Genomic DNA, 20,553 nt, shown 5'->3' on the forward strand with positions numbered 1-20,553 from the left:
AGCCATGACGGACGAGCCCCGGTACAACCGAGATGAGTTGATCGCCGCGCTCGACGCACCCCCCGAGCAGGTGGAACGCCTCTGGAACGCGTTCGGCTTCGCCCGGCGGCAGGCCGACGAGAAGGTCTTCACCCAGCGTGACATCGACTCGCTCAAGCTGCTCGCCAGCGCGTCGGGGGTCATCCCCGACGACGAGCAGGCCGCGATGGCCCGCGCGATCGGCCAGACAATGGCGCGCCTGGCCGACTGGCAGGCCGACACCCTGCTGGACCTGTCGCACAACGAGGCGATCACCTGGTCGGTCGAGGACATGGCAAAGGCGACCGGAGCGATCCAGCACCTGGTTTGGCGACGCCATCTGGAGAACAACCTCAATCGCGACACCGGACCCGTCGATCCGGCGGCGGCCGAATCGGAGCGCCTGGCCGGCGTGCGCACCACCGAGGTCGTGGGGTTCGCCGACATCGTCGGTTTCACCAGCCTGTCCCGGCGGATCGACATGCTCGAACTCGAGCGCCTCCTGGCCGCCTTCGAGGACCGCGCGCACGAGGTCATCACGGGCCGCGGCGGTCAAGTGGTCAAGACCCTTGGGGACGCCGTTCTGTTCGTCAACAACGATCCGATCGCCGCGGCGCAGACCGGGATCGACATCCTGGAGAAGGTCGCCGACATCGATCCGGTGCCCGACTTGTGCGTCGGCATGGCCCGCGGCGAGGTGTTGAACCGGCACGGCGACGTGTTCGGGGAACCGGTGAACATCGCCTCGCGGCTGTGCAGCTCGGCTCGGCCGGGCAGCATCTTGGTCGACCACGAGCTGGCCGAGGCGCTGACCGCCGACGAACGGTTCCGGGTCCGGTCGATTCCGCCGCTGTCGGTCCGCGGCTATCGACGACTGCGCGCGTGGGCGCTGTCAACGCCGAAGGCGGAGCGGGTCAGGGCGGAGCGCACCAAGCCCGACCAGCCGAAACCCGAGCCCGCCACGCCCGACCAAGCCAAGGCCGACAAGCCCAAACCAGCCCGGCCGTCACGACGCAGGCGCGCTAAGCCGCGCCCTCCAGCGTGAGCAGGGCCCGCTTCGCCTCGGCACCGCCGAGGTAGCCGCCCAGGCCCCCGTCGGCGCGCAGCACCCGGTGGCACGGCACGACGACCGGATGCGGATTGGTCGCGCAGGCCGTCCCGACCGCGCGGACCGCCTTCGGGTTGCCCACCAGCTCGGCGACCTGGGCGTAGGACATCGTGTGCCCGTAGTCGATGTCGGGCAGGTGGCGCTGGACGTCGAGCCGGAAGCCCGACGAGAGGGTGTGGTCGATCGGCAGGTCGAAGTGCCGGCGTCGACCGGCGAAGTAGTCGTCGAGTTGGGTCGCCGCGATTGCGAGCCGCTCCGACGACGCCAGGATCCGGGGGCTGATCTTCGCGGCCAGGGCGTCGAGGACGTCGTCGAATCCCTCCCGTTCGAAGGCGACGCGGACCAGGCCCGTCGGGGTGGCCGCCAGGAGCAGGGCACCGATCGGGCTGTCGACGATGCGGTACGCCACGTCGAGAAGGCCGGCGGCGTCGGCCCGTGCGGCCAGGTCGGTGTGCAGTGTCGTCAGGTCGTCGGTCATGGCCGTTCCCCCATCTGGTCCGGGTAGGTCTTGCGCAGCGTCTTCAGTCCGTCGGCGGCGGCGCGGCGCACCGCATCGGGGGTCCCGCCGATGATCTCCGCGGTCTCCGTGTGCGGGAGGCCGCCGAAGTAGTGGTACGCGACGGCCAGGCGCTGGCGCTCGGGCAGCGCGGCGACCGCCTGCCACACCCCGCCGTCGTCGACCGCCGCCGCCGGCCGCTCCGGCACCGCGTCGACGGGAACCTCCCGCCGCGCGCGCACCACGTCGACGGCCTTGCGCGAGGCGATGCGCACGAGCCACGCCTCGACGTTCGCGTCGGCCGGCAGCTCGGGCCACGCGCGCAGCGCAGACAGGAACGTCTCCGACCACGCATCGTCGGCGTCCGGGCCTGGCCCGAGGACCGCGCGGCACACGCGCAGCACGGTCGGGCCGTGTGCGCGGACGGCGCGGTCGAAGGGTTCCTGCATGGTCATCACACGGTAGACGGCCGGGCCGGGCCGAACGTGAGATCGTCGCCCGAGAAAATCGGGTGGCACTTGTCCGACCCCTCGCCTACCGTCGATACCCATGACCTCCACCGAGAGCTCGGACCTGGCCATTGAAGCCGTCGACCTGGTGAAACGGTTCGGTGACTTCACCGCCGTGGACGGCGTCAGCTTCGCGGTACCGCGCGGCACCGTGTTGGGCCTGCTCGGCCCGAACGGCGCCGGCAAGACGACGACGGTCCGCATGATGACCACGCTGTCCGAACCGACCGCCGGCACCGCCCGCGTCGCAGGCTACGACGTGCGGACCCAGCCCGACGAGGTGCGCCGCAGCATGGGCCTCACCGGCCAGGCGGCGAGCGTCGACGAGATCCTCACCGGTCGCGAGAACATCAACATGATCGGCGGCCTCTACGGCATCGGGCGCAAGGAGTTGCGCGCCCGCGGCGACCAGCTGCTCGAGCAGTTCTCCCTAACCGAGGCCGCCAACAAGCCGGTCAAGGACTACTCCGGCGGCATGCGGCGCCGGCTCGACCTCGCGGTCAGCCTGTTGGCCGCGCCGCCGGTCCTGTTCCTCGACGAGCCGACGACCGGCCTCGACCCGCACGCCCGCTCCGATCTGTGGGAGGTGCTGCGCGATCTGGTCAACGAGGGCACGACGCTGCTGCTGACGACGCAGTACCTGGAGGAGGCCGATCAGCTGGCCGACGAGATCGTGGTCATCGACCACGGGAAGATCATCGAGCAGGGCACCGCACTCCAGCTCAAGGAGCGCGCGGGTGCGGCCGCCCTGGTGCTGACCGTGTCGCACACCGAAGACCTCGCCGCCGCCGCCGAGCTGCTGCGACGCACCGGCAACGAGGTCCACATCGAGGAGGGACCGCGCCGGGTGACCGTCGCGGCCAACGGCCTCAAAGACCTGACCACCGCCGCCGGCTGGCTCGATGAATCCGGCATCGAGGTCGACGACCTGGGCCTGGCGCGCCCGAGCCTCGACGACGTCTTCCTCTCCCTCACCGGCAAACGCGCCGAATCCGACGACGAGCAGGAGTCCCTCGCATGACCGCCACCGCCCCGGCCGTGACCATCCGGCCCACCAATCTGTGGCAGCAGTCGTGGATCATGGTCAAGCGCAACCTGATCCACACCAAGCGCATGCCCGAGATGCTCGCCGACGTGACCTTCCAGCCGGTCATGTTCGTGCTGCTGTTCGCCTTTGTCTTCGGCTCCGCCGTGACCATGCCGGCCGGCAGCAACTACCGCGAATTCCTGCTGCCCGGAATCATGGGCCAGACCATCGCCTTCACCGGGTTCATCGTCGCCAACGGCGTGACGTCGGACCTGGACAAGGGCATCATCGACCGCTTCCGGTCCCTGCCCATCCGGCAGTCGTCGGTCATCGTCGGGCGGGCCATCGCGGCGCTGCTGCACTCGTCCATCGGCATCGTGGTCATGGCGGTGACCGGCCTGCTGATCGGCTGGCGGATCCGCACCTCGGTGCCCGAGGCGCTGCTCGCCTTCGCGCTGGTCCTGCTGTTCGGCTTCGCCATGATCTGGTTCGGCCTGTGGGTCGGGTCGACGTTCAAGACCGTCGAGGCGGTGAACGGCTTCATGTTCACGACGCTGTTCCCGATCACCTTCCTCTCCAACGCCTTCGTGCCGACCGCCGGCATGCCGACCTGGCTGCGGACGATTGCCGAGTGGAACCCGATCTCGGCCCTCGTGCAGGCCATGCGCGTGCTCTGGGGCAACGGTCCGGCGGCACCCGCGACCGCCCCCTGGCCGCTGCAGCACCCGGCGCTGGCGACGATCATCTGGTCGGTCGCGCTCACCGCGATCATCGCGCCGTTCGCCCTGCGGGCCTACTACAAGCGCACGACGGACTGAGCTGCTGAAGTTTCTCCCCTGGTGACCCCTTCGAGGGAAGATTGCCACCCGTGTACCACCAGGGGAGATTTTTCAGCTGGTGATGGCGATCGCGCCCAGCGGGTCGCTGTAGAGGGCGTCGAGTGACACGGCTCCGGCGGCCTGCTGCTGGACGGTGACCCCGGCGCGCGAGACACGGACGTCGCGCTTGTCGGTGACGCTGGTTTCGCGGATCACCTTGGCCACCACCGGCAGCGTCTGCGGCGCGTCGGTGAACGCCTGCCCGCCGAGGACGACGTGGTCGGGGTTGAAGATGTCGGCGATCAGCGCCACCGCTCGGCCGAGGACCTCGGCGCGCTCGGCAAGGATGTCGCGGGCGAGTTCGTTCCCGTCAGCGGCGGCCGCGTGGACGTCGGCGATCTCGGTGACGTCGAGCCCGGCGGCCTTCGCCGCGGCGACGATGCCGGTGTCGCTGGTGGCGGCCTCCAACTGCCCGGTGCGGTGCGGGTCGAGCAGCGTCGTCGCGCCGATCGGGAAGTGGCCGATCACCGGCGGACCGCCGCTGGGCGTGTGCACCGAGCCGTCGACGCTGAACGCGACGCCGACCATTTCGCGCGCGTAGAAGTACAGGAAGCTCGACCGCTGCGCCGGGTTGGCGACCAGCTCGGCGGCAGCCATCGCCTCCACGTGCGAGGCCACCGAAACCGGGTAGCCCAGCACCTCGGCGAAGACGCGGCCGACGGGGGCCTGCGACCAACCGAACCGCGGCTGGTCGACGACGCCGCCGTCGTGCACGCGGCCACCGAGGGTGACGCCGACCCAGCGGATCTCCCGACCGCGCCAGCGGTGCAGGAAGCCGGCGACGCTGTGCGCGAGGGCGGTGAGTGCGTTCTCCGCGCCGGCGTCGGCGGGCGTAGGCACCGAGATGGCGCCGACGACGCGGTGCAGCAGGTCGTGGGCGGTGATCGAGGTGACCTTGTAGCCGATGTGCACGCCGATGGTCAGGTGCTCGGCGACGGCGATCTCGACGGGCAGTCGCGGGCGGCCGACGGCACCGGCCGGTGCGAGGTCACTGCGCTCGCGGATGAGGCCGGCGGCGAGCAGGGCGCTCACCTGACGGTTCACCGTCGAGATGGACAGGCCGGTGGACTCGGCGATCTCATCGCGGAACACCGGAGCGGCGAGCCGGATGGCGCGCAGCACCTGGGCCGCGGGCTTGTCGGACAGCGCGAGGTCGGGCGTCGCGATGTGCAACTCGGAGCGCTGGGGGCGCGGCGGGACCGGAACGCCGATGGGGCGCGGCGACCGGGCGTGCGGGATCCGCGGTCGGGCAGTGGTGGTCGTGGGACGGTCGAGAATGCTGGTCATGGTGTTGTCTTTCGGATTTCCGACGCGCGCAGGCATGCGCTCGATTGAGCGTCGGGAGGTGAATGCGGGAAACGCCTGGAATCAGGCTGATGAGGACGAGCTCAGTGCATTCGGCAACAACACAGCATTCGCGCCAGCGGCAGGCGGCAGCCCAGAGCGGTGGTCACGTAGGTGACCTCCGGGGCGCGGTGCGCTTGCGACGACATGTGGGCCAAGCTAGCAGCGAAAAGGTTGCACGCGCAATACGGCGACGCCGGGACCGGGTCTGATCGTGGTGCAGGTCACCCCGCTGCGCAGACCGCGGCGCCGTGCGCATGCCGGCGTCGTAGCCTGAGTCCATGGGCACCCTCTACCTGGTCCGTCACGGGCAGGCATCAGCATCGGCCTACGGCGTCGAAGGCGTCGACGGCGGACCGGTGCCGGGCAGCCTGACCCCGACCGGGCAGATGCAGGCGCAGGTCACCGGGACCGCGCTCGCCGGAATCGTTCCCGGGTTCACCTCGGCGGTCAGCGGGTCGTTGATCCGCCAGAAGCAGACCCTGACCGGGGTGCTGAGCGCGTTCGACGCGAGCCCCGCGCCCCGCGTCGACGACGCCTGGGACGAGTACGACCTGTCCGGTCTGCTGGGCACGACGTCAGCCGACGACTACGCGGACGGGCGCGGCTTCCAGACCTCCCTCGACGCGGCGCTGGGCGCCTGGATCCGCGGCGACGTCGACGCGCCGGAGTCGTTCGACGTGTACGCCCGACGGGTGGCCGAGGCCGGTCAGCGGGCGGTCGAGGAGGCGGGGTCGGGCAAGACCGTGCTCGTCGTGTCGTCGGCCGGTTCCATCACGCTCTGGCTGGCCCAGCACCTCGGGATCGACGCCGAGCACTGGCCGAAACTGGCCGCCTCGATGATGAACGCGTCCATCACGCGGACCATCGTCGGACGCAAGGGCGTCACGGTCCTCTCGGTCAACGAACACCTGCACCTCACCGACCGCGACGGCGGGATCGCGACGTTCCGCTGATCGCGGCGACGCCGGCTTCGCCTACGAGACCGCGTTGAGGCCCGCCGCGATGAACGACGCCGTCGCCTCGGCGGCCTGCTCGGCGCCGTCGGCACCGGACGACCCGCCCGCGAGCGCGCGGTGGGTGATGCCCTCGGCGATGACGCCGAGCTTCAGGTTCGCCAGGCCGAGGTAGAAGTCCCAGTCGCCCAGGTCCATCCCGGTCGCGGCCGCGTAGGCCTGCGCCATGGCGTCCTCGTCGGGGTAGCGGTCGCTGGTCCAGGCGGCCTCGAAGCCGAGGACCTTCGCGAAGACGGGCTGGTGATAGACGCACATGAGGGCGGCATCGGTGAGCGGATCGCCCAGCGCCGCCATTTCCCAATCGACGACGGCCTTGACCGTCGTCGGGTCGTCGCGGTCGATGATCGTGTTGTCGACGCGGAAGTCGCCGTGCACGATCGTGCTGCGCGCCTGCGCCGGCACCCGATCGGTGAGCTTGGCGACGAGGGTGTCGACGTCGGGCAGCTCGCGCGTCTTGACCAGTCCCCACTGTCGCGCCCACAGCTTGACCTGACGGCCGGCGAAACCCTCCGGGCGGCCGAACTCGCCGAGGCCGACGGCGTTGTAGTCGACGGCGTGCAGGTTCGCGAGGGTCCGCACGAGGGCGTCGAAGTTGGCGCCGACCTGGTCGTCGGACCAGACCTTCAGGTCGTCGGTGGAGCGGATCACCAGGCCGTCGACGAATTCGACGACCGCGCACGGGGCGCCGATGATGTCACCCGCGCGGTCGATAGCCACGGTGCCCGCGACCGGGACGTCGGTGTCGGCAAGGGCCGAGGTGACCGCCCACTCGCGCTCCATGTCGTGCGCCGACGGGGTGAGCCCGCCCATCGGCGGTCGGCGGGCGACCCAGTGGTGCTCGTCGTCGCGAACGTCGAAAGTCAGGTTGGAGCGGCCGCCGCTGATGAGGTCGATCTTCAAGTCGCCGACAACGTCGACGCCGTTTGCCACCAGCAGCTTGCGCAGGGATTCGGCGGTGAGCCCGGGGTGGTCGGCCACGGTCAGCCCCTCCGCTCGGCGGCTTTGCGGGCGCGGCCGACGGCGCGCTTGGCGATCGCCCAGCGGTGCACCTCGGACGGGCCGTCGTAGATGCGGAACGGTCGCAGTTCGTTGGCGAGGCGGGCCAGCGGCAGGTCGTCGGAGACGCCGAGTCCGCCGCACATCTGGATCGACCGGTCGACGATGCGGGAGAACGCCTCCGCGCCGAAGGTCTTCGCGATCGACGTCGAATCCGATGCGTGCTCGCCCTGATCGAGCTCGTAGCAGGCCTTCATCAGCAGTGCCTCGGTCGCCGCGAGGTCGATCTCGTTGTCGGCGATCATCTGCTGGATCATGCCGAGGTCGGCGAGCTTGCCGCCGAAGCCCTCGCGTTCACGGACGTAGTCGACGGCGATCCGGTGCGCCCGCTGCGCGACGCCCATCCAGCGCATCACGTGGGTCATCCGCGCGGGGCCCAGGCGCACCTGCGCGTAGCGGTAGCCCTCGTCGACCTCGCCGAGGACGTCCTCGTCGGGGACGAAGACGTCGGCGAAGGTCATCTCGCAGTGGCCGCCGATCATGGCCTTGTCGATGGTGCCGACGTGGCGGTCGATCGTGATGCCCTTCGCGTCGCCCGGCGCGAGGAACATCGTCGCGCCGCCGCGGTCACCGACCTTGCCCGCCGTGCGAGCCATGATGATGTAGAAGCCCGCGCCGTCGGCGCCGGTGATGAAGCGCTTGCGGCCGTTGATCTTCCAGCCGCCGTCGGCTCGAACCGCCGTCGTCGACAGTTGATTGGGATCGGCGCCGGCGCCGTCGGGGGCGGGTTCGGTCATCGCGAAGGCGCTGCGCACCTCGCCGGTGGCGAGCGGTCCGAGGTACTTGTCGCGCTGGGCGTCGCTGGCGATGTGGGCGAGCATGTGGATGTTGCCCTCGTCGGGGGCGCCGATGTGCAGCGCCGCGGGGCCGAAGACCGAGTGCCCGGCGGCGGTGAAGACCGGGGAGCGGTCGGCCATGTTCAAGCCGAGCCCGCCGTATTCGACGGGTGCGTGCGGCGCGAAGATGCCGGCCTTCTTGGCCTTGGCGTTGAGGTCGCGGCGCAGGTCGTCGCCGCCGGCCGCCTCGATGTCGCCGTGAAACTCCATCTCGACCGGCATCACCTCGTCGGCGATGAACGCGTCGGTGCGCGCGACGAGGTCGGTCACCTCGGTCGAGTAGGACAGGTCGATCGGCATCACTCACTCCGCTCCACCGAGCGAGCGCTCGGTTGGTTGTCTCGCTGCAGAGTGTCACGCGGTGCGCGTGGCCGTCAAAGACCTCAGCCCGCCACCAGCGCCACACCGGCGGCGAGCAGCGCCGCCACCGCGACGACGTCGGCGATCACGACCCGCCGCGTCTTGGGCCCGTACCCGCCGACCAGCAACGCCAACACCAGGAATCCCGCGGCGCTGACCAGCCCGACGACGACTGCCAGACCGCGCCATTCCGAATGGAAGACCGCGGCGATCATGATCCCGGCGAGCACGCCGAACAGCAGGGCGCGATGGCGCATCATCACCAGCAGGTCCGGGTCGTCGAGCGGCGTGCCGTACAGCCGCTCGAGCCACGACGCCCCCAGCACCCCCGGCAGCGGCATCAGATGGATGACCGCCGCCACCACCAGGCCCGCGACGATCAGCGTGTTCATGACTCGAGCCTAGGCTCGCTGGGCGTCACCGGGTGCCCACTCGGCAATGTTGGACTGCCCACTCGGCGATGTTGGACCGCCCACTCGACGATGTTGGACCGCCCACTCGGCGATGTTGGACCGCCCACTCGGCGGAAAGGGGGGTCAGATGGTGCCGGCGGCTTTGAGCTTGGCGAGCTCGGCGTCAGACAGGCCGAGCACTTCGCCCAGGACCTGCTCGGTATCCGCGCCGAGGTCGTGGGCCGGTACGGCGCCGGAGTACTCCTCGTCGACGCGGAACGGTGCGCTCGCCGAGATCACCGAACCGATGCCCGGCTGCTCGACGTCGACGAGGACCGGCGCCGACGACGGATCGGAGCGGTACTCGTCGGCGAAGCCGCGCATCGTCCGGTACGGACCCCACAGAACACCGCCGGCCTCCAGCGCCTCGGCGGCCTGTGCCGACGTGCGCGCCGCAAACCAGGGACGCAGCACGTCGGTGATCGCGGCACGGTGCGAATACCGCCCCTCGTCGGTGAAGAAGTCGGCACCGACGGACTCCCCCAGCTCGGCGAGTGCCGCAGTCGTTCCCGTCGCCTCGGTGAGGTTCTTCCACTGCCGGCCAGAGAGGGCTACGACCATGACCCGACCATCGGCGGTCTCGAAGTCGCAGCCAAAGGTGCCGTACAGGTGATTGCCGTGCCGCTCGCGGTCGCCGCGCTGTGCGGCCTCGGTGACCCAGCCCAGGTTGGCCACCCCCGCGGCGGCCACGTCGGCGAGCGCCAATTCGATCCGCGCCCCCCGACCGGTTCGTTCCCGCCGGTGCAGCGCGGCCAGCAGGGCCGTCGTCGCCGATTGCCCGGCGATCAGGTCCCACGCGGGCAGCACGTGGTTGACCGGACCACCGTCGACCGGCCCGGTCAGGTCGGGCACCCCGACTTCGGAATTCACGGTGTAGTCGACGGCGCTCGAACCGTCGGCGCGGCCCTCGATGTGCACGGTGATCATGTCGGATCGTTTGGCCGCCAACTCGTCGTGCGCCAGCCACGGCCGCCCGACCGTGTTGTCGACGAAGATCCCGGCGTCGCGCCCCGGGGCCGTTGCCAGGGCCACCACCAATTCGCGCCCGGCCGGATCACGGACGTCAACCGCCACCGACCGCTTCCCGCGGTTCAGCGAGGTCCAATAGAGGCTGTTCTCCGACGCGGTAGCATCCCCCTCGCCGTCGCTCGACCCGGCCGCATCCCCCTCGCTGTCGCTCGACCCGGCGTCAACCGGCCACCGCCGGTAGTCGGCGTTCCCGCCCAGCGGATCGATCCGGATGACATCTGCGCCGAGCTGGGCCAGCGTCATCCCGGCCGACGGCCCGGCGACGAAGCTGGCGAACTCCACGACCCGCAGCCCGTCGAGGGGCCGGTCGCCGCTCATGCGGCCACCGACCGTTCCCAGTCCACGTCTGCGCCCATGCATTAGTTTCTAGTGCATGCCGATGTCTGACACGAGCCCGGCGATCGCCGGCGCCGAAGTCGATGCCGATGACTTCGCCGCGATCCGCGACTCGGTGCGCGAGTGGGTCCGCACGCGCGTCGTGCCCCGCGAGGCCGAGATCGCCGACAACGACGCCATCCCCGACGACCTGCGGCAGCAGGCCAAGGACATGGGTCTGTTCGGGTTCGCGATTCCCCAGGAGTGGGGCGGCCTGGGCCTCGATCTGGCCCAGGACGTCGAACTGGCGATGGAGCTCGGCTACACCTCGCTCGCCGTCCGCTCGATGTTCGGCACCAACAACGGGATTGCCGGTCAGGTGCTGGTGAACTTCGGCACCGACGAGCAGCAGGCGGCGTGGTTGCCCAAGATCGCCTCCGGCGAGGTCGTCGCGTCGTTCGCCCTCACCGAGCCGGGCGCGGGGTCCAACCCTGCCGGGCTGCGCACCAAGGCCGTCCGCGACGGCGACGAGTGGGTCATCGACGGCGAGAAGTGCTTCATCACCAACGCACAGACCGCGGATCTGTTCGTCACCTTCGCCCGCACCCGACCCGCCGACGAGAACGGGCCGGGGATCGCCGTGTTCCTCGTCCCGGCCGACGCCAAGGGGCTGTCCGTCGCCCCGCACGACGAGAAGATGGGCCAGCAGGGCGCGTGGACGTCGAATGTGTCCTTCAGCGGCGTCCGTGTGCCCGGCGCCGCCCTCGTCGGCGGTGATGTCGACACCGGTTACCGCGCCGCGATGACGTCCCTGGCGCGCGGTCGCGTCCACATCGCCGGAATGTCGGTCGGTACCGCCCAGCGGGCGCTCGACGAGTCTTTGCGGCACGTCGCTGTCACCACCCAGGGTGGCACCCCGATCGGCGACTTCCAGCTGGTCCAGGCCCACATCGCCGACATGCAGACCGGAATCATGGCGGGGCGCGCACTGGCGCGCGACGCCGCCCGCAAGTGGGTCGCAGAGGAGGACCGGCGCATCGCGCCGTCGGTGGCAAAACTGTTCTGCACGGAGATGGTCGGACAGGTCGCCGACAAGGCCGTGCAGGTCCACGGCGGCAGCGGGTACATGCGCGAGATGCCCGTCGAGCGCATCTACCGCGACGTCCGGCTGCTGCGCCTCTACGAGGGCACCTCGGAGATCCAGCGCCTCATCATCGGCGGCGGTCTCGTGCGCGAGGCCAAGAAGCAAGCGACGAAAGGCTGAGCAAGTGACCGGACTTCTCAACGGCAAAACCGCTGTCATCACCGGCGGCGCCCAGGGCATCGGCCTGGCCATCGCACAGCGTTTCGCGGCCGAGGGCGCCAACATCGTCCTCGGCGACATGAACGCCGAACAGGTCGCCTCGGCGGCGACGTCCATCGGCGCCGAGGCGGTCGGCGTCGCTGCCGACGTCACCAAGGCCGACGACGTCGCAGCGCTGCTCCGGACCGCCGTCGAGACCTTCGGCTCGCTCGATGTCGTCGTCAACAATGCCGGGATCACCCGCGACGCGACCATGCGCAAGATGACCGAGGAACAGTTCGACCAGGTCATCGACGTGCACCTCAAGGGCACCTGGCTGGGTATGAAGCTCGCCGCCGAGATCATGCGCGAGCAGGGCAGCGGTGCGATCGTGAACATGTCGTCGATCTCCGGCAAGGTCGGCAACTTCGGCCAGACCAACTATGCCGCCGCCAAGGCCGGAATCGTCGCGATGAGCAAGGCCGCCGCCAAGGAGGTGGCCGCCAAGGGGGTGCGGATCAACGCGATCCAGCCCGGCCTGATCCGCACCGCGATGACCGAGGCGATGCCACAGGCGGCGTGGGATTCGAAGATGACCGAGATCCCGATGGGCCGTGCCGGCGAGCCCGACGAGATCGCCAAGGTCGCGCTGTTCCTGGCCAGCGACCTCTCGTCGTACATGACCGGAACGGTCCTGGAGGTCACCGGCGGCCGGTACATGTGATGGATTGGGAGCCGCGCACGGTCACCACCGATGAGGTCCTCGACCCCGGCCCGGTGGCGGCACTGGCCGCGCTCTTCGACGACGGCCTGCCGACGCCGCGGCCGGGCGACCCGCTGCCACCGCTCTGGCATTGGGTGGCGCTGCCGCGCTGGTGCCCGTCATCGCAGCTCGGGTCCGACGGCCATCCGCGGCGCGGCGACTTCCTGCCGCCGGTGAAGCTGCCACGACGCATGTTCGCGGGCGGTTCCGCCGAGTACAGCGGGACCCTGCGCGTGGGCGACGAGGTACGACGAGAAGCGATCGTCGAGTCCGTGACCGAGAAGTCGGGCCGCAGCGGAACGCTCGTCATCGTCGTGACGTCGACGACCCTCATCGGCCCCAACGGCTCGCTCACCGAGAAGCAGAACCTGATTTATCGGGAAGCCTCCCCGGCGACCGACCAAGCTGCGACGCCTTCGAATGAACCGGTCGGAGCACCGCTATCCGCCGATGGACGACGCTGGCGCTTCCGCACCGACCCGACGCTGCTGATGCGGTTCTCCGCGGCGACGGCCAACGCACACCGCATTCACTACGACTGGCCGTACGCGACCGGCGTCGAGGGCTATCCGGGACTCGTCGTGCACGGCCCGCTGCAGACCCTGGCCCTCGCCGAAGCGCACCGCCTCGACGACGGTTCTCCGGTCACCGCACTCGCCCACCGCACGAACGCACCGTTGTTCTGCGAACAGACCGCGACGATCAGCGCCCGGCCGACCGACACCGGCAAGACGGTGGAACTCTTCGGACCCGACGCCGAACATCCCGGCACCACCCTCGGCCTGACCCTGGCCGGACGGAAGGATTGACCCAATGCCCCGCATCTTCAGCTCTCTCGACGAAGTCCGCACCGCGCTCGGCGAACAGATCGGACCCGGCCAACCGGTCGTGATCGACCAGCAGCGGATCGACGCCTTTGCCGACGCTACGGGCGACCACCAGTGGATCCACGTCGATCCCGAGCGGGCGAAGGACGGTCCGTACGGCACGACGATCGCGCACGGCTACCTGACGCTGTCGCTGCTGCCGCTCTTCGGCGCCGACCTGTTCCACCTCGATTTCGGCGGCGCGCGGATCAACTACGGCGCCAACAAGGTGCGCTTTCCGTCGCCGGTACCCGTCGATAGCTCGTTGACGGCGACGGCGACGTTCGCCGACCTGACCGAGGGCCCGGCCGGCGCGACGTTGACGATCAAGTACGCCGTGACCGCCAGCGGCGCGGCGAAGCCCGCGTGCGTCGCCGAGACGCTGGTCGTGATCACTCCCTAGACGGCTTCGAAAGTCGCGGCCAGGCCCTGGCCGCCGCCAACGCACATGGTGGCGAGGCCCTGGCCGCCGCCGCGGCGCTGCAGTTCGTGGAGCATGGTCGTGACCATTCGGACGCCGGTCGCACCGATCGGGTGGCCGAGCGAGATGCCCGATCCGTTGACGTTGAGCCGGTCCTGTTCGTCCCACCCCCAGCCCTTGAGCACGGCGAGGACCTGCACCGCGAAGGCCTCGTTGAGTTCGACGAGGTCGAGCCCGTCGAGCAGCGCGGTGACGGTCGTGCCGGAGCGCTCGGCGAGGCGGGCCACCGCCGGAACCGGTCCGATGCCCATGCGGGCGGGATCGCAGCCGGCCGCTGCCCACCCGGTGAGGTAGCCGATCGGCGTCAGGCCGAGCTCGTCGAGCTTGTCCTCGGCCACGATGAGGCAGGCGGCCGCCGCGTCGTTCTGCTGGCTGGCGTTGCCGGCGGTGACGGTGCCGCCCGGCATCACCGTCCGCAGTTTGGCGAGCGTCGCGGCGGTGGTGTCGGGTCGGATTCCCTCATCGCGGGTGAAAACATCGACGTCACCTTTGCCGCCTTGGATTCGGCCCGCTCGCTGGCGCTCCCGGCGCCGGGCGGGCACCGAGACCGGCACCACTTCGGCATCGAACTTGCCGGCGGCCCAGGCCGCGGCGGCGCGCTGGTGGCTGCGGGCCGCGTACGCGTCGGCCGCCTCGCGCGTGATGTCGTAGTCGGTCGCCAGGTTCTCCGCCGTCTCGATCATCCCGGAGATCTTGCCGAACCGGTCCTCGGGCTGGGAGCGCTCACGACCGCGGTCGAGGCGGTCGTACATCACCGTGTTGCCCGCGCGCGCACCCCACCGCTGGGCGGTCGAGTAGTACTCGATGCGGCTCATCGACTCGACGCCGCCCGCCAGCACGACGTCGGCGCCGCCGGTCTGCACCATCATCGCCGCGGTGATGAGGCCCTGGAGGCCGCCGCCGCAGCGCCGGTCGAGCTGCATGCCGGGCACCTCGATGGGCAGGCCCGCGTGCAGCGCGAGCCAGCGCCCGACGCACGGCACCTCGGAGTTCGCATACGACTGCGCGAACACGACGTCGTCGATGCGGGCCGGATCGATGCCGGAACGCTCGACGACGGCACGCACCACCGTCGCGCCGAGGTCCTCGACGGGCAGGTCTTTGAGCGCGCCGCCGAAGGTGCCGACGGGGGTCCGCAGGGGCGCCACGATCGCGGCTCGGCGCAGTCCGGTCATGGCGTCCTCAGATCTTGTTTCGGGCGATCAGCTGCGCCGCGATGACGTTGCGCTGGATCTCGTTGGTGCCCTCGCCGACGATCATCAGCGGGGCGTCGCGGAAGTAGCGCTCGACGTCGTACTCCTTGGAGTACCCGTAGCCGCCGTGCACGCGGATCGCGTCGAGGGCGATCTCCATCGCCGTCTCCGACGCGAAGAGCTTCGCCATCCCGGCCTCCATGTCGGCGCGCACCCCGTGGTCGAGCTTGTCCGCGGCGTCGACGGTGAGCAGCCGCGCGGCCTGCTGCTTGGTGGCCATGTTGGCGAGCATGTTGCCGACCGACTGGTGCTTCCAGATGGGCTGGCCGAAGGACTCGCGCTCCTGGGCGTACTTCGTCGCCGCCTCCAGCGCGGCCTGGCCGACGCCGAGCGCGCGCGAGGCGACCTGGATGCGACCGACCTCCAGGCCGCGCATCATGTGGCCCCAACCATTGTTCGGCTCGCCGCCCAGTACCGCGTCGGCAGGGACGTGCAGGCCGTCGAAGACCAGCTCGCACGCCTCGACGCCGCGGTAGCCGAGCTTGGGCAGCTTCTTGGAGATGGTGAAGCCGTCGCCGGGCTCGAGGTCGGGACTCCCCTCGCTGCGCTCAACCAGGATCACGCTCATGCCCTTGTGGGCGGGCTTGGCGTCGCGGTCGGTCAGGCACAGTAGCCCGAACAGTCCCGAGTGGGCGGCGTTGGAGATCCAGGTCTTCGAACCGTTGATCGTGTAGCCGTCGTCGGATGGGGCCGCATAGGTCCGCATGGCCTGCAGGTCGCTGCCGCCGCCGGGCTCGGTCAGGGCCATGGTGGCGCGGATCTTGCCCTCCGCCATCTGCGGCAGGTACTTGTCCTTCTGCTCCTGGGTGCCGAAGGTCTTGATCAGGTAGGTGATGACCGAGTGGCCGCCGATGGCGCCGGCGAGGCTCATCCAGCCGCGGGCCAACTCCTCGCAGACGCGGGCGAAGCAGGCCATCGACACGTCGACGCCGCCGTACTCGGCGGGGGCGAGCAGGCCGAAGAAGCCGAGCTGTTTCATCTCCTCGATGAATTCCTCGGGGTAGACGTCCGGCTCGTCGAACTCGCGGACCTTGCCGACGACCCGTTGGTCGATGAAGTCGCGCACCAACGCGATCATGTCCTCTTCGTCCTTGGTCATGTCAGGCATTCTGCCCTGACGCGATACCGGCGCGACGATCAATCCGGCAGCATCGGGGCGTCGGGCCCGTGGTGCCGCCCGACGAGCCGCCCGCGCGTGACGGCGTCGCGGCCGTAGCGGGTGCGTAGCCGGTCGACGGCGACGTCGAGTTCGGCGTCGTGGTCGGCGGTGAAGGGGAGCGCCAACTGGACCGCGTCGTGGCCGCACAGGTTCGTCAACGACAGCCCGATCAGCGTGCAGCCGCGCTCGCGGATGAGCGGGAGCGCCTCGTCGAAGAGCCCGCGCGCGACGGCGAGGACCACCGCGGTCGAGTCGGTGGGCTCACCCACCGAGCGGGACCGGGTGACGCGGTCGAAGTCGTCGAAGCGCAGCCGAAGCACGATGGTGCGGCAGAGGCGGTCGGCCGTCCGCAAGCGCTTGCCGAGGCCGTCGACGATGGCGATCAGCGTCGACTCGATCTCGTCCTCGGACTTGATGCGCCGACCCAGCGCGCGCTGTGCGCCGATCGACTTGCGCCGCTTGCCGGTTTCGACACGGCGCGGATCGCGGGCCATCGACAGGGCGTACAGGTGTCGACCGGAGCCGCGGCCGAGGAGTCGGGACAGGTGCTCCTCGCCAAGCGCGGCGAGGTCGCCGACGGTCTCGATGCCGGCGTCGGCCAGGCGCGCCTCGGTCTTGGCCCCGACGCCCCACAGTCGGCGCACCGGCAACGGGTGCAGGAAGTCGAGTTCGCCGCCGACCGGCACTTCGAGCAGGCCGTCGGGCTTGCCGACGGCGCTGGCCACCTTGGCGAGGAACTTGCTGCGGGCGGCGCCGACGGTGATTGGCAGACCCACCTCGTCGCGGATCCGGTGACGCAACCGCGCACCGATCGCCACTGGGCTGCCGGCGATCTTGCGCAGCCCGCCGACATCGAGGAAGGCCTCGTCGACGGAGATGCCCTCGACGATGGGGGTGGTGTCGCGGAAGACCTCGAACACCGCGCGGGAGGCTTCGACGTAGGCGTCGAACCGGGGCCGTACGACGACCGCGGCGCCCTGGCACAGCGCGCGGGCCTGACCGCCGGGCATCGGGGTGCTCACCCCGAGCGCCTTGGCCTCGTAGCTGGCGGCGAGCACCACCCCGCCGCCGACGAGGACCGGTCGCCCGCGCAGCGCCGGGTCGTCGCGCTGCTCGACGGAGGCGTAGAAGGAGTCGAGGTCGGCGTGCAGGATCGACGCGCTCATCCGCTCGCCGTGCTCGATCCGCATGGCGCGATGGTGTCATCGCGCCCTGACAGTCGGGACTACTGCGAGCCCTGGTCGCCGATCAGCAGTGCTGTGCAGGAGTCGATCAGCTCGTCGCGGGACAGCTCGACGTGGTCGTCGAGCCACGCGGCCAGCAGGTTGGCCAATCCGCCGACCCGGTAGTACGCCGCGGCGACGTCGGCGGGCGATGCCGAGTTCTTGATGCTCGCCGCCGACTGCGCGGTGATCTCGGCCAACTTCTGCGTCGCGGCGAACCGGCGGTTCGCCAGGGTCGGCGAGACAAGGCTCTGCGAGAACAGCAGTCGGCCCTTGCGGCGGTCGCCGTCGATGAGGTCGACGATGGCCGCCACCGCGGCGCGGACCCGGTCGGTGATCTTGGTCGGCTTGGCAAAGGCGGCGCTCGCCGTCGCCATGATCTCGTCGATGACGCCGTCGTAGGTCGCAGCCACCAGGTCGTCGGCGGAGGCGAAGCTCTCGTAGAAGTAGCGCGCGGTCAGTTTCGCCTCGCGGCACACACCGCGAACCGACAGGCTGCCGCCGTCGCTGGATCCGAGCGTTTCCAGCGCCGCGTCGAGCAGCTGCTGGCGCCGGCGGGCGACGCGTTGGTCGCCCTGCTCACCGGCGTAGGTGCGCAGCTCGTTCATCGACAACGGGGAGGACATCTGTCCATTGTGTCAAAGCCACGCGCTCGGGCGGGTAAGTATCAGGGGACGCGGCGCGCGTCGACCAGCGTTGACAACCACCACCGACCGGCGTTCACTCGATTGTGACAACGTGCGTTCTCACTAACGCCCCAGAGGAGCCCTCATGACCGAGTCGCTGAGACTGGTACCGCCGGGCGAGCCGGCCCGCATGTCCCGCGAGGAGCGTGACGCCCTGCCCACCGACGCGCTGCGGATGTTCCCGGCGGGCACCTTCGCCGGAATCGCAAACGTAATCATGCAACTGGCCAACGCCCCTGTCGGGCGCGGCGTCGTCGAGAGCAAGGTCGAGTCGGGCAGAGCGATGAAGCACCCCGTCAAGCGGGCGCGCACCACGATCACCTACATGGCTGTCGCAGTGGCCGGCACGCCGGCGGACCGCAAGGCCTACCGGGAAGCGGTGAACTCGGTGCACCGGCAGGTCCGCTCGACGGCCGAATCGCCGGTGAAGTACCACGCGATGGACCCCAAGCTGCAGCTGTGGGTGGCCGCCTGCCTCTACCGCGGCTGGGAAGACACCGCGAAGCTCTACGGCTCGCCCAAACTCCTGAACGACGAGGCCTACCAACAGGGCGCGATCATGGGCACGACGCTGCAGATGCCGCGCGAGATGTGGCCGGCCAACCGCCAGGAGTTCCAGAAGTACTGGGACGACACCGTCGCCAGCATCGAGATGGACGACGAGGTGCGCGACTACCTGCGCAGCCTGACTCGGGTGGAGAACTTCGGCCCGGTCGTCTCGAAGCTCGGCGGTTGGTTCTCCGAGACGATGACCGTCGGGTTCCTGCCCCCGGAGTTCCGGGAGATGATGCAGGTCGAGCAGACCCGCGCGCAGAAGGCATTCTTCGACACGTACAACGTTGCCGGGCGCATCGTCGGCAGGCTCATCCCGCGTCCTATCGCGGAGTTCCCGTTCCGGCTGCTCATCCTCGATATGCGGCTGCGACAGCGCATCGGCAAACCCTTGGTGTAACCCCAGTCACGCAGTCGTGGACCAGGGCCCAAAGTCACGTTGACACCGGCCTCGTCGGGGCGTTCAATGAAAGTGAGAACGGTTGTTGTCACACTTTCAACGGCGAGAGTGGGATAATCGTTCTACCAACCTAGGAGCGAGCATGACAGCCACCTCGTCGAGCGCCATTCCGTCGTACGTCCCCGCCGACCAGCGACCCGAGCGCATGTCGCGCGAAGAGATGGACGCGCTCGTTTCTACGATCCCGCTGCACTCCGCGGCCCTGCTCGCGGGACCTGCGAACGTGATCATGCAGATGGCCAACGCCCCGGTCGGACGCGGCGTCGTCGAGAGCAAGGTCGAGTCGGGCAACATCCTCAAGCACCCGATCAAGCGCACCCGCACGACGCTGAGCTACCTGGCCGTCGCGGCGATCGGCAGCCCGGCGGACCGCAAGGCGTACCGCGAAGCGGTCAACTCCGCCCACCGCCAGGTCCACTCGACCAAGGAATCGCCGGTCAAGTACAACGCGATGGACCCCAAGCTGCAGCTCTGGGTCGCCGCCTGCCTCTACAAGGGCTGGGAGGACACCGAGCGCCTGTACGGCCACAAGAAGAACCTCAGCGAAGAGCACTACCGCATGGGCGCCACCATGGGCACCACGCTGCAGATGCCCTACGAGATGTGGCCGGAGACCCGCGCCGACTTCCAGAAGTACTGGGACGAGACCGTCGCCGGCATCGAGATGGACGAGGAAGTCCGCAAGTACCTCACCAAGCTTGCGAAGCTGACCTTCCTCGGCGAGGTGCCGACCGCCCTGCTGGGCTGGTATGCCGAGGCGCTGACCCTGGGCTACCTGCCGACCGAGTTCCAGGACATGCTCAAGTTGCACCCGACCAAGGGGCAGAAGCGCTTCTTCGACGCCCACAACGTCCTGATTCGGACCGCCACCCGGTTGACTCCGAAGCCGATCCAGGAGCTGCCGTTCCGTGTGCTGCTCGCCGACGTCCGCCGGCGCATCCGCACCGGCCAGCCGCTGATCTGATCTAGGATCAGCGCTATGCCGCGCTGGGTCGCCCCGCTACTCCTCGCCGGGACCCTTGCGATCGCCGGGTCGACGGTCGGCGCACCGGATTCCCGCGCCGACATCACCCCGGGGAACTACTGGTTCGTCAAGGAGAGCATCGTCCTCGACGCCCCCAACCTGTGGATCGTCCGCCCACACATCCGCAAGAAGCGGTGGCCGGCGACGGTGAGCGGCAACATCCTGACGATCGCCTACCCGCCGTCGGAGGAGAAGTCGACCAACGTCTTCCGCATCCGGCCGGCCCGAAACGGCGGCTGGATCGCGACCGATCCGCTCTACCCGGCGGACCGCTACTACCGCACCCGCTACGGGTACCGCACCGACCGCATGGTCGGCAACACACCGCTGCGCGATCGCCTCGTCCGGCGCTGAGTTCCG

General features: G+C 69.8%; 22 protein-coding genes. 11 read left to right on the forward strand and 11 right to left on the reverse strand.

Annotated features, from left to right (window positions below):
• Nucleotides 1-4 precede the first annotated feature (4 nt).
• Nucleotides 5-1,063, forward strand: a complete 1,059-nt coding sequence (locus QM728_RS14110; protein WP_415032635.1) for an adenylate/guanylate cyclase domain-containing protein — start codon at nucleotides 5-7, stop codon at nucleotides 1,061-1,063.
• On the opposite strand, the gene QM728_RS14115 is transcribed toward QM728_RS14110, so the two are convergent.
• Both QM728_RS14115 and QM728_RS14120 read right to left on the reverse strand, forming a co-directional pair.
• Nucleotides 1,041-1,604, reverse strand: coding sequence for a methylated-DNA--[protein]-cysteine S-methyltransferase (locus tag QM728_RS14115; RefSeq protein ID WP_415032636.1), 564 nt, complete (start codon nucleotides 1,602-1,604; stop codon nucleotides 1,041-1,043). The genes QM728_RS14110 and QM728_RS14115 overlap by 23 nt on opposite strands.
• Entirely contained in the window at nucleotides 1,601-2,071 is a 471-nt protein-coding gene (locus QM728_RS14120) for an RNA polymerase sigma factor (protein ID WP_415032637.1), read from the reverse strand. The genes QM728_RS14115 and QM728_RS14120 overlap by 4 nt, the downstream gene beginning before the upstream one ends.
• A 100-nt stretch (nucleotides 2,072-2,171) precedes the next feature.
• On the opposite strand from QM728_RS14120, the gene QM728_RS14125 reads away from it, so the two are divergent.
• Entirely contained in the window at nucleotides 2,172-3,152 is a 981-nt protein-coding gene (locus tag QM728_RS14125; RefSeq protein ID WP_415032638.1) for an ATP-binding cassette domain-containing protein, read from the forward strand.
• Nucleotides 3,149-3,976 carry an ABC transporter permease gene (locus tag QM728_RS14130; RefSeq protein WP_415032639.1) on the forward strand — a complete coding sequence of 276 codons (828 nt, stop codon included), beginning with the start codon at nucleotides 3,149-3,151 and terminating at the stop codon, nucleotides 3,974-3,976. The genes QM728_RS14125 and QM728_RS14130 overlap by 4 nt, the downstream gene beginning before the upstream one ends.
• Nucleotides 3,977-4,048: 72 nt before the next feature.
• On the opposite strand, the gene QM728_RS14135 is transcribed toward QM728_RS14130, so the two are convergent.
• A complete protein-coding gene (locus QM728_RS14135) occupies nucleotides 4,049-5,323 on the reverse strand; it encodes an ROK family protein (RefSeq protein ID WP_415032640.1) in 1,275 nt (424 codons plus the stop codon).
• A 338-nt stretch (nucleotides 5,324-5,661) separates the two neighbouring features.
• Here QM728_RS14135 and QM728_RS14140 point away from each other — a divergent pair, with 338 nt between their 5' ends.
• Nucleotides 5,662-6,336: a histidine phosphatase family protein gene (locus QM728_RS14140; protein ID WP_415032641.1), complete on the forward strand. Its 675-nt coding sequence runs from the start codon at nucleotides 5,662-5,664 to the stop codon at nucleotides 6,334-6,336.
• Between the two features lie 21 nt (nucleotides 6,337-6,357).
• On the opposite strand, the gene QM728_RS14145 is transcribed toward QM728_RS14140, so the two are convergent.
• The 4 genes from QM728_RS14145 to QM728_RS14160 form a co-directional block, all read right to left on the reverse strand.
• Complete coding sequence (locus tag QM728_RS14145; RefSeq protein ID WP_415032642.1) at nucleotides 6,358-7,374, reverse strand: phosphotransferase family protein; 1,017 nt, start codon at nucleotides 7,372-7,374, stop codon at nucleotides 6,358-6,360.
• Nucleotides 7,375-7,376: 2 nt separating this feature from the next.
• The gene (locus tag QM728_RS14150; protein ID WP_415032643.1) at nucleotides 7,377-8,588 is read right to left on the reverse strand and encodes an acyl-CoA dehydrogenase family protein; all 1,212 of its coding nucleotides are present in this window, start codon (nucleotides 8,586-8,588) and stop codon (nucleotides 7,377-7,379) included.
• Nucleotides 8,589-8,671: 83 nt separating this feature from the next.
• Complete coding sequence (locus QM728_RS14155; protein ID WP_415032644.1) at nucleotides 8,672-9,040, reverse strand: hypothetical protein; 369 nt, start codon at nucleotides 9,038-9,040, stop codon at nucleotides 8,672-8,674.
• A gap of 144 nt (nucleotides 9,041-9,184) precedes the next feature.
• Nucleotides 9,185-10,447, reverse strand: coding sequence for a CoA transferase (locus QM728_RS14160; RefSeq protein ID WP_415032645.1), 1,263 nt, complete (start codon nucleotides 10,445-10,447; stop codon nucleotides 9,185-9,187).
• A gap of 61 nt (nucleotides 10,448-10,508) precedes the next feature.
• Between QM728_RS14160 and QM728_RS14165 the strand changes: the two genes are divergently transcribed.
• Genes QM728_RS14165 through QM728_RS14180 form a run of 4 tightly spaced genes read left to right on the forward strand, consistent with a single transcriptional unit; the run spans nucleotide 10,509 to nucleotide 13,758 of the window.
• Nucleotides 10,509-11,708 (forward strand): acyl-CoA dehydrogenase family protein, encoded by a 1,200-nt coding sequence (locus tag QM728_RS14165; protein ID WP_415032907.1) that lies wholly within the window; start codon nucleotides 10,509-10,511, stop codon nucleotides 11,706-11,708.
• 4 nt (nucleotides 11,709-11,712) lie between these two features.
• Nucleotides 11,713-12,450: a 3-oxoacyl-ACP reductase FabG gene (fabG, locus tag QM728_RS14170; RefSeq protein WP_415032646.1), complete on the forward strand. Its 738-nt coding sequence runs from the start codon at nucleotides 11,713-11,715 to the stop codon at nucleotides 12,448-12,450.
• Nucleotides 12,450-13,298, forward strand: coding sequence for a MaoC family dehydratase N-terminal domain-containing protein (locus QM728_RS14175; RefSeq protein WP_415032647.1), 849 nt, complete (start codon nucleotides 12,450-12,452; stop codon nucleotides 13,296-13,298). Before fabG ends, QM728_RS14175 begins: the two co-directional genes overlap by 1 nt.
• Before the next feature lie 4 nt (nucleotides 13,299-13,302).
• Nucleotides 13,303-13,758 carry a MaoC family dehydratase gene (locus QM728_RS14180; protein WP_415032648.1) on the forward strand — a complete coding sequence of 152 codons (456 nt, stop codon included), beginning with the start codon at nucleotides 13,303-13,305 and terminating at the stop codon, nucleotides 13,756-13,758.
• On the opposite strand, the gene QM728_RS14185 is transcribed toward QM728_RS14180, so the two are convergent.
• Genes QM728_RS14185 through QM728_RS14200 form a run of 4 tightly spaced genes read right to left on the reverse strand, consistent with a single transcriptional unit; the run spans nucleotide 13,755 to nucleotide 18,097 of the window.
• Nucleotides 13,755-15,011 carry an acetyl-CoA C-acetyltransferase gene (locus QM728_RS14185; RefSeq protein WP_415032649.1) on the reverse strand — a complete coding sequence of 419 codons (1,257 nt, stop codon included), beginning with the start codon at nucleotides 15,009-15,011 and terminating at the stop codon, nucleotides 13,755-13,757. The two genes, QM728_RS14180 and QM728_RS14185, sit on opposite strands and share 4 nt — an antisense overlap.
• 7 nt (nucleotides 15,012-15,018) lie before the next feature.
• Nucleotides 15,019-16,188, reverse strand: coding sequence for an acyl-CoA dehydrogenase family protein (locus QM728_RS14190; protein WP_415032650.1), 1,170 nt, complete (start codon nucleotides 16,186-16,188; stop codon nucleotides 15,019-15,021).
• Nucleotides 16,189-16,226: 38 nt separating this feature from the next.
• Nucleotides 16,227-17,438 carry a DNA polymerase IV gene (gene dinB / locus QM728_RS14195; RefSeq protein ID WP_415032651.1) on the reverse strand — a complete coding sequence of 404 codons (1,212 nt, stop codon included), beginning with the start codon at nucleotides 17,436-17,438 and terminating at the stop codon, nucleotides 16,227-16,229.
• A gap of 35 nt (nucleotides 17,439-17,473) precedes the next feature.
• Nucleotides 17,474-18,097: a TetR/AcrR family transcriptional regulator gene (locus QM728_RS14200; RefSeq protein ID WP_415032652.1), complete on the reverse strand. Its 624-nt coding sequence runs from the start codon at nucleotides 18,095-18,097 to the stop codon at nucleotides 17,474-17,476.
• Between the two features lie 145 nt (nucleotides 18,098-18,242).
• Between QM728_RS14200 and QM728_RS14205 the strand changes: the two genes are divergently transcribed.
• From QM728_RS14205 to QM728_RS14215, 3 genes are all read left to right on the forward strand, one after another.
• Entirely contained in the window at nucleotides 18,243-19,109 is an 867-nt protein-coding gene (locus QM728_RS14205) for an oxygenase MpaB family protein (protein ID WP_415032653.1), read from the forward strand.
• A 142-nt stretch (nucleotides 19,110-19,251) separates the two neighbouring features.
• Nucleotides 19,252-20,133 carry an oxygenase MpaB family protein gene (locus QM728_RS14210; RefSeq protein WP_415032654.1) on the forward strand — a complete coding sequence of 294 codons (882 nt, stop codon included), beginning with the start codon at nucleotides 19,252-19,254 and terminating at the stop codon, nucleotides 20,131-20,133.
• Between the two features lie 15 nt (nucleotides 20,134-20,148).
• Nucleotides 20,149-20,547 (forward strand): hypothetical protein, encoded by a 399-nt coding sequence (locus QM728_RS14215; RefSeq protein ID WP_415032655.1) that lies wholly within the window; start codon nucleotides 20,149-20,151, stop codon nucleotides 20,545-20,547.
• The last annotated feature ends 6 nt before the right edge of the window (nucleotides 20,548-20,553 follow it).

The organism is Gordonia sp. (in: high G+C Gram-positive bacteria), assembly GCF_047602025.1.
Taxonomy (GTDB): domain Bacteria; phylum Actinomycetota; class Actinomycetes; order Mycobacteriales; family Mycobacteriaceae; genus Gordonia.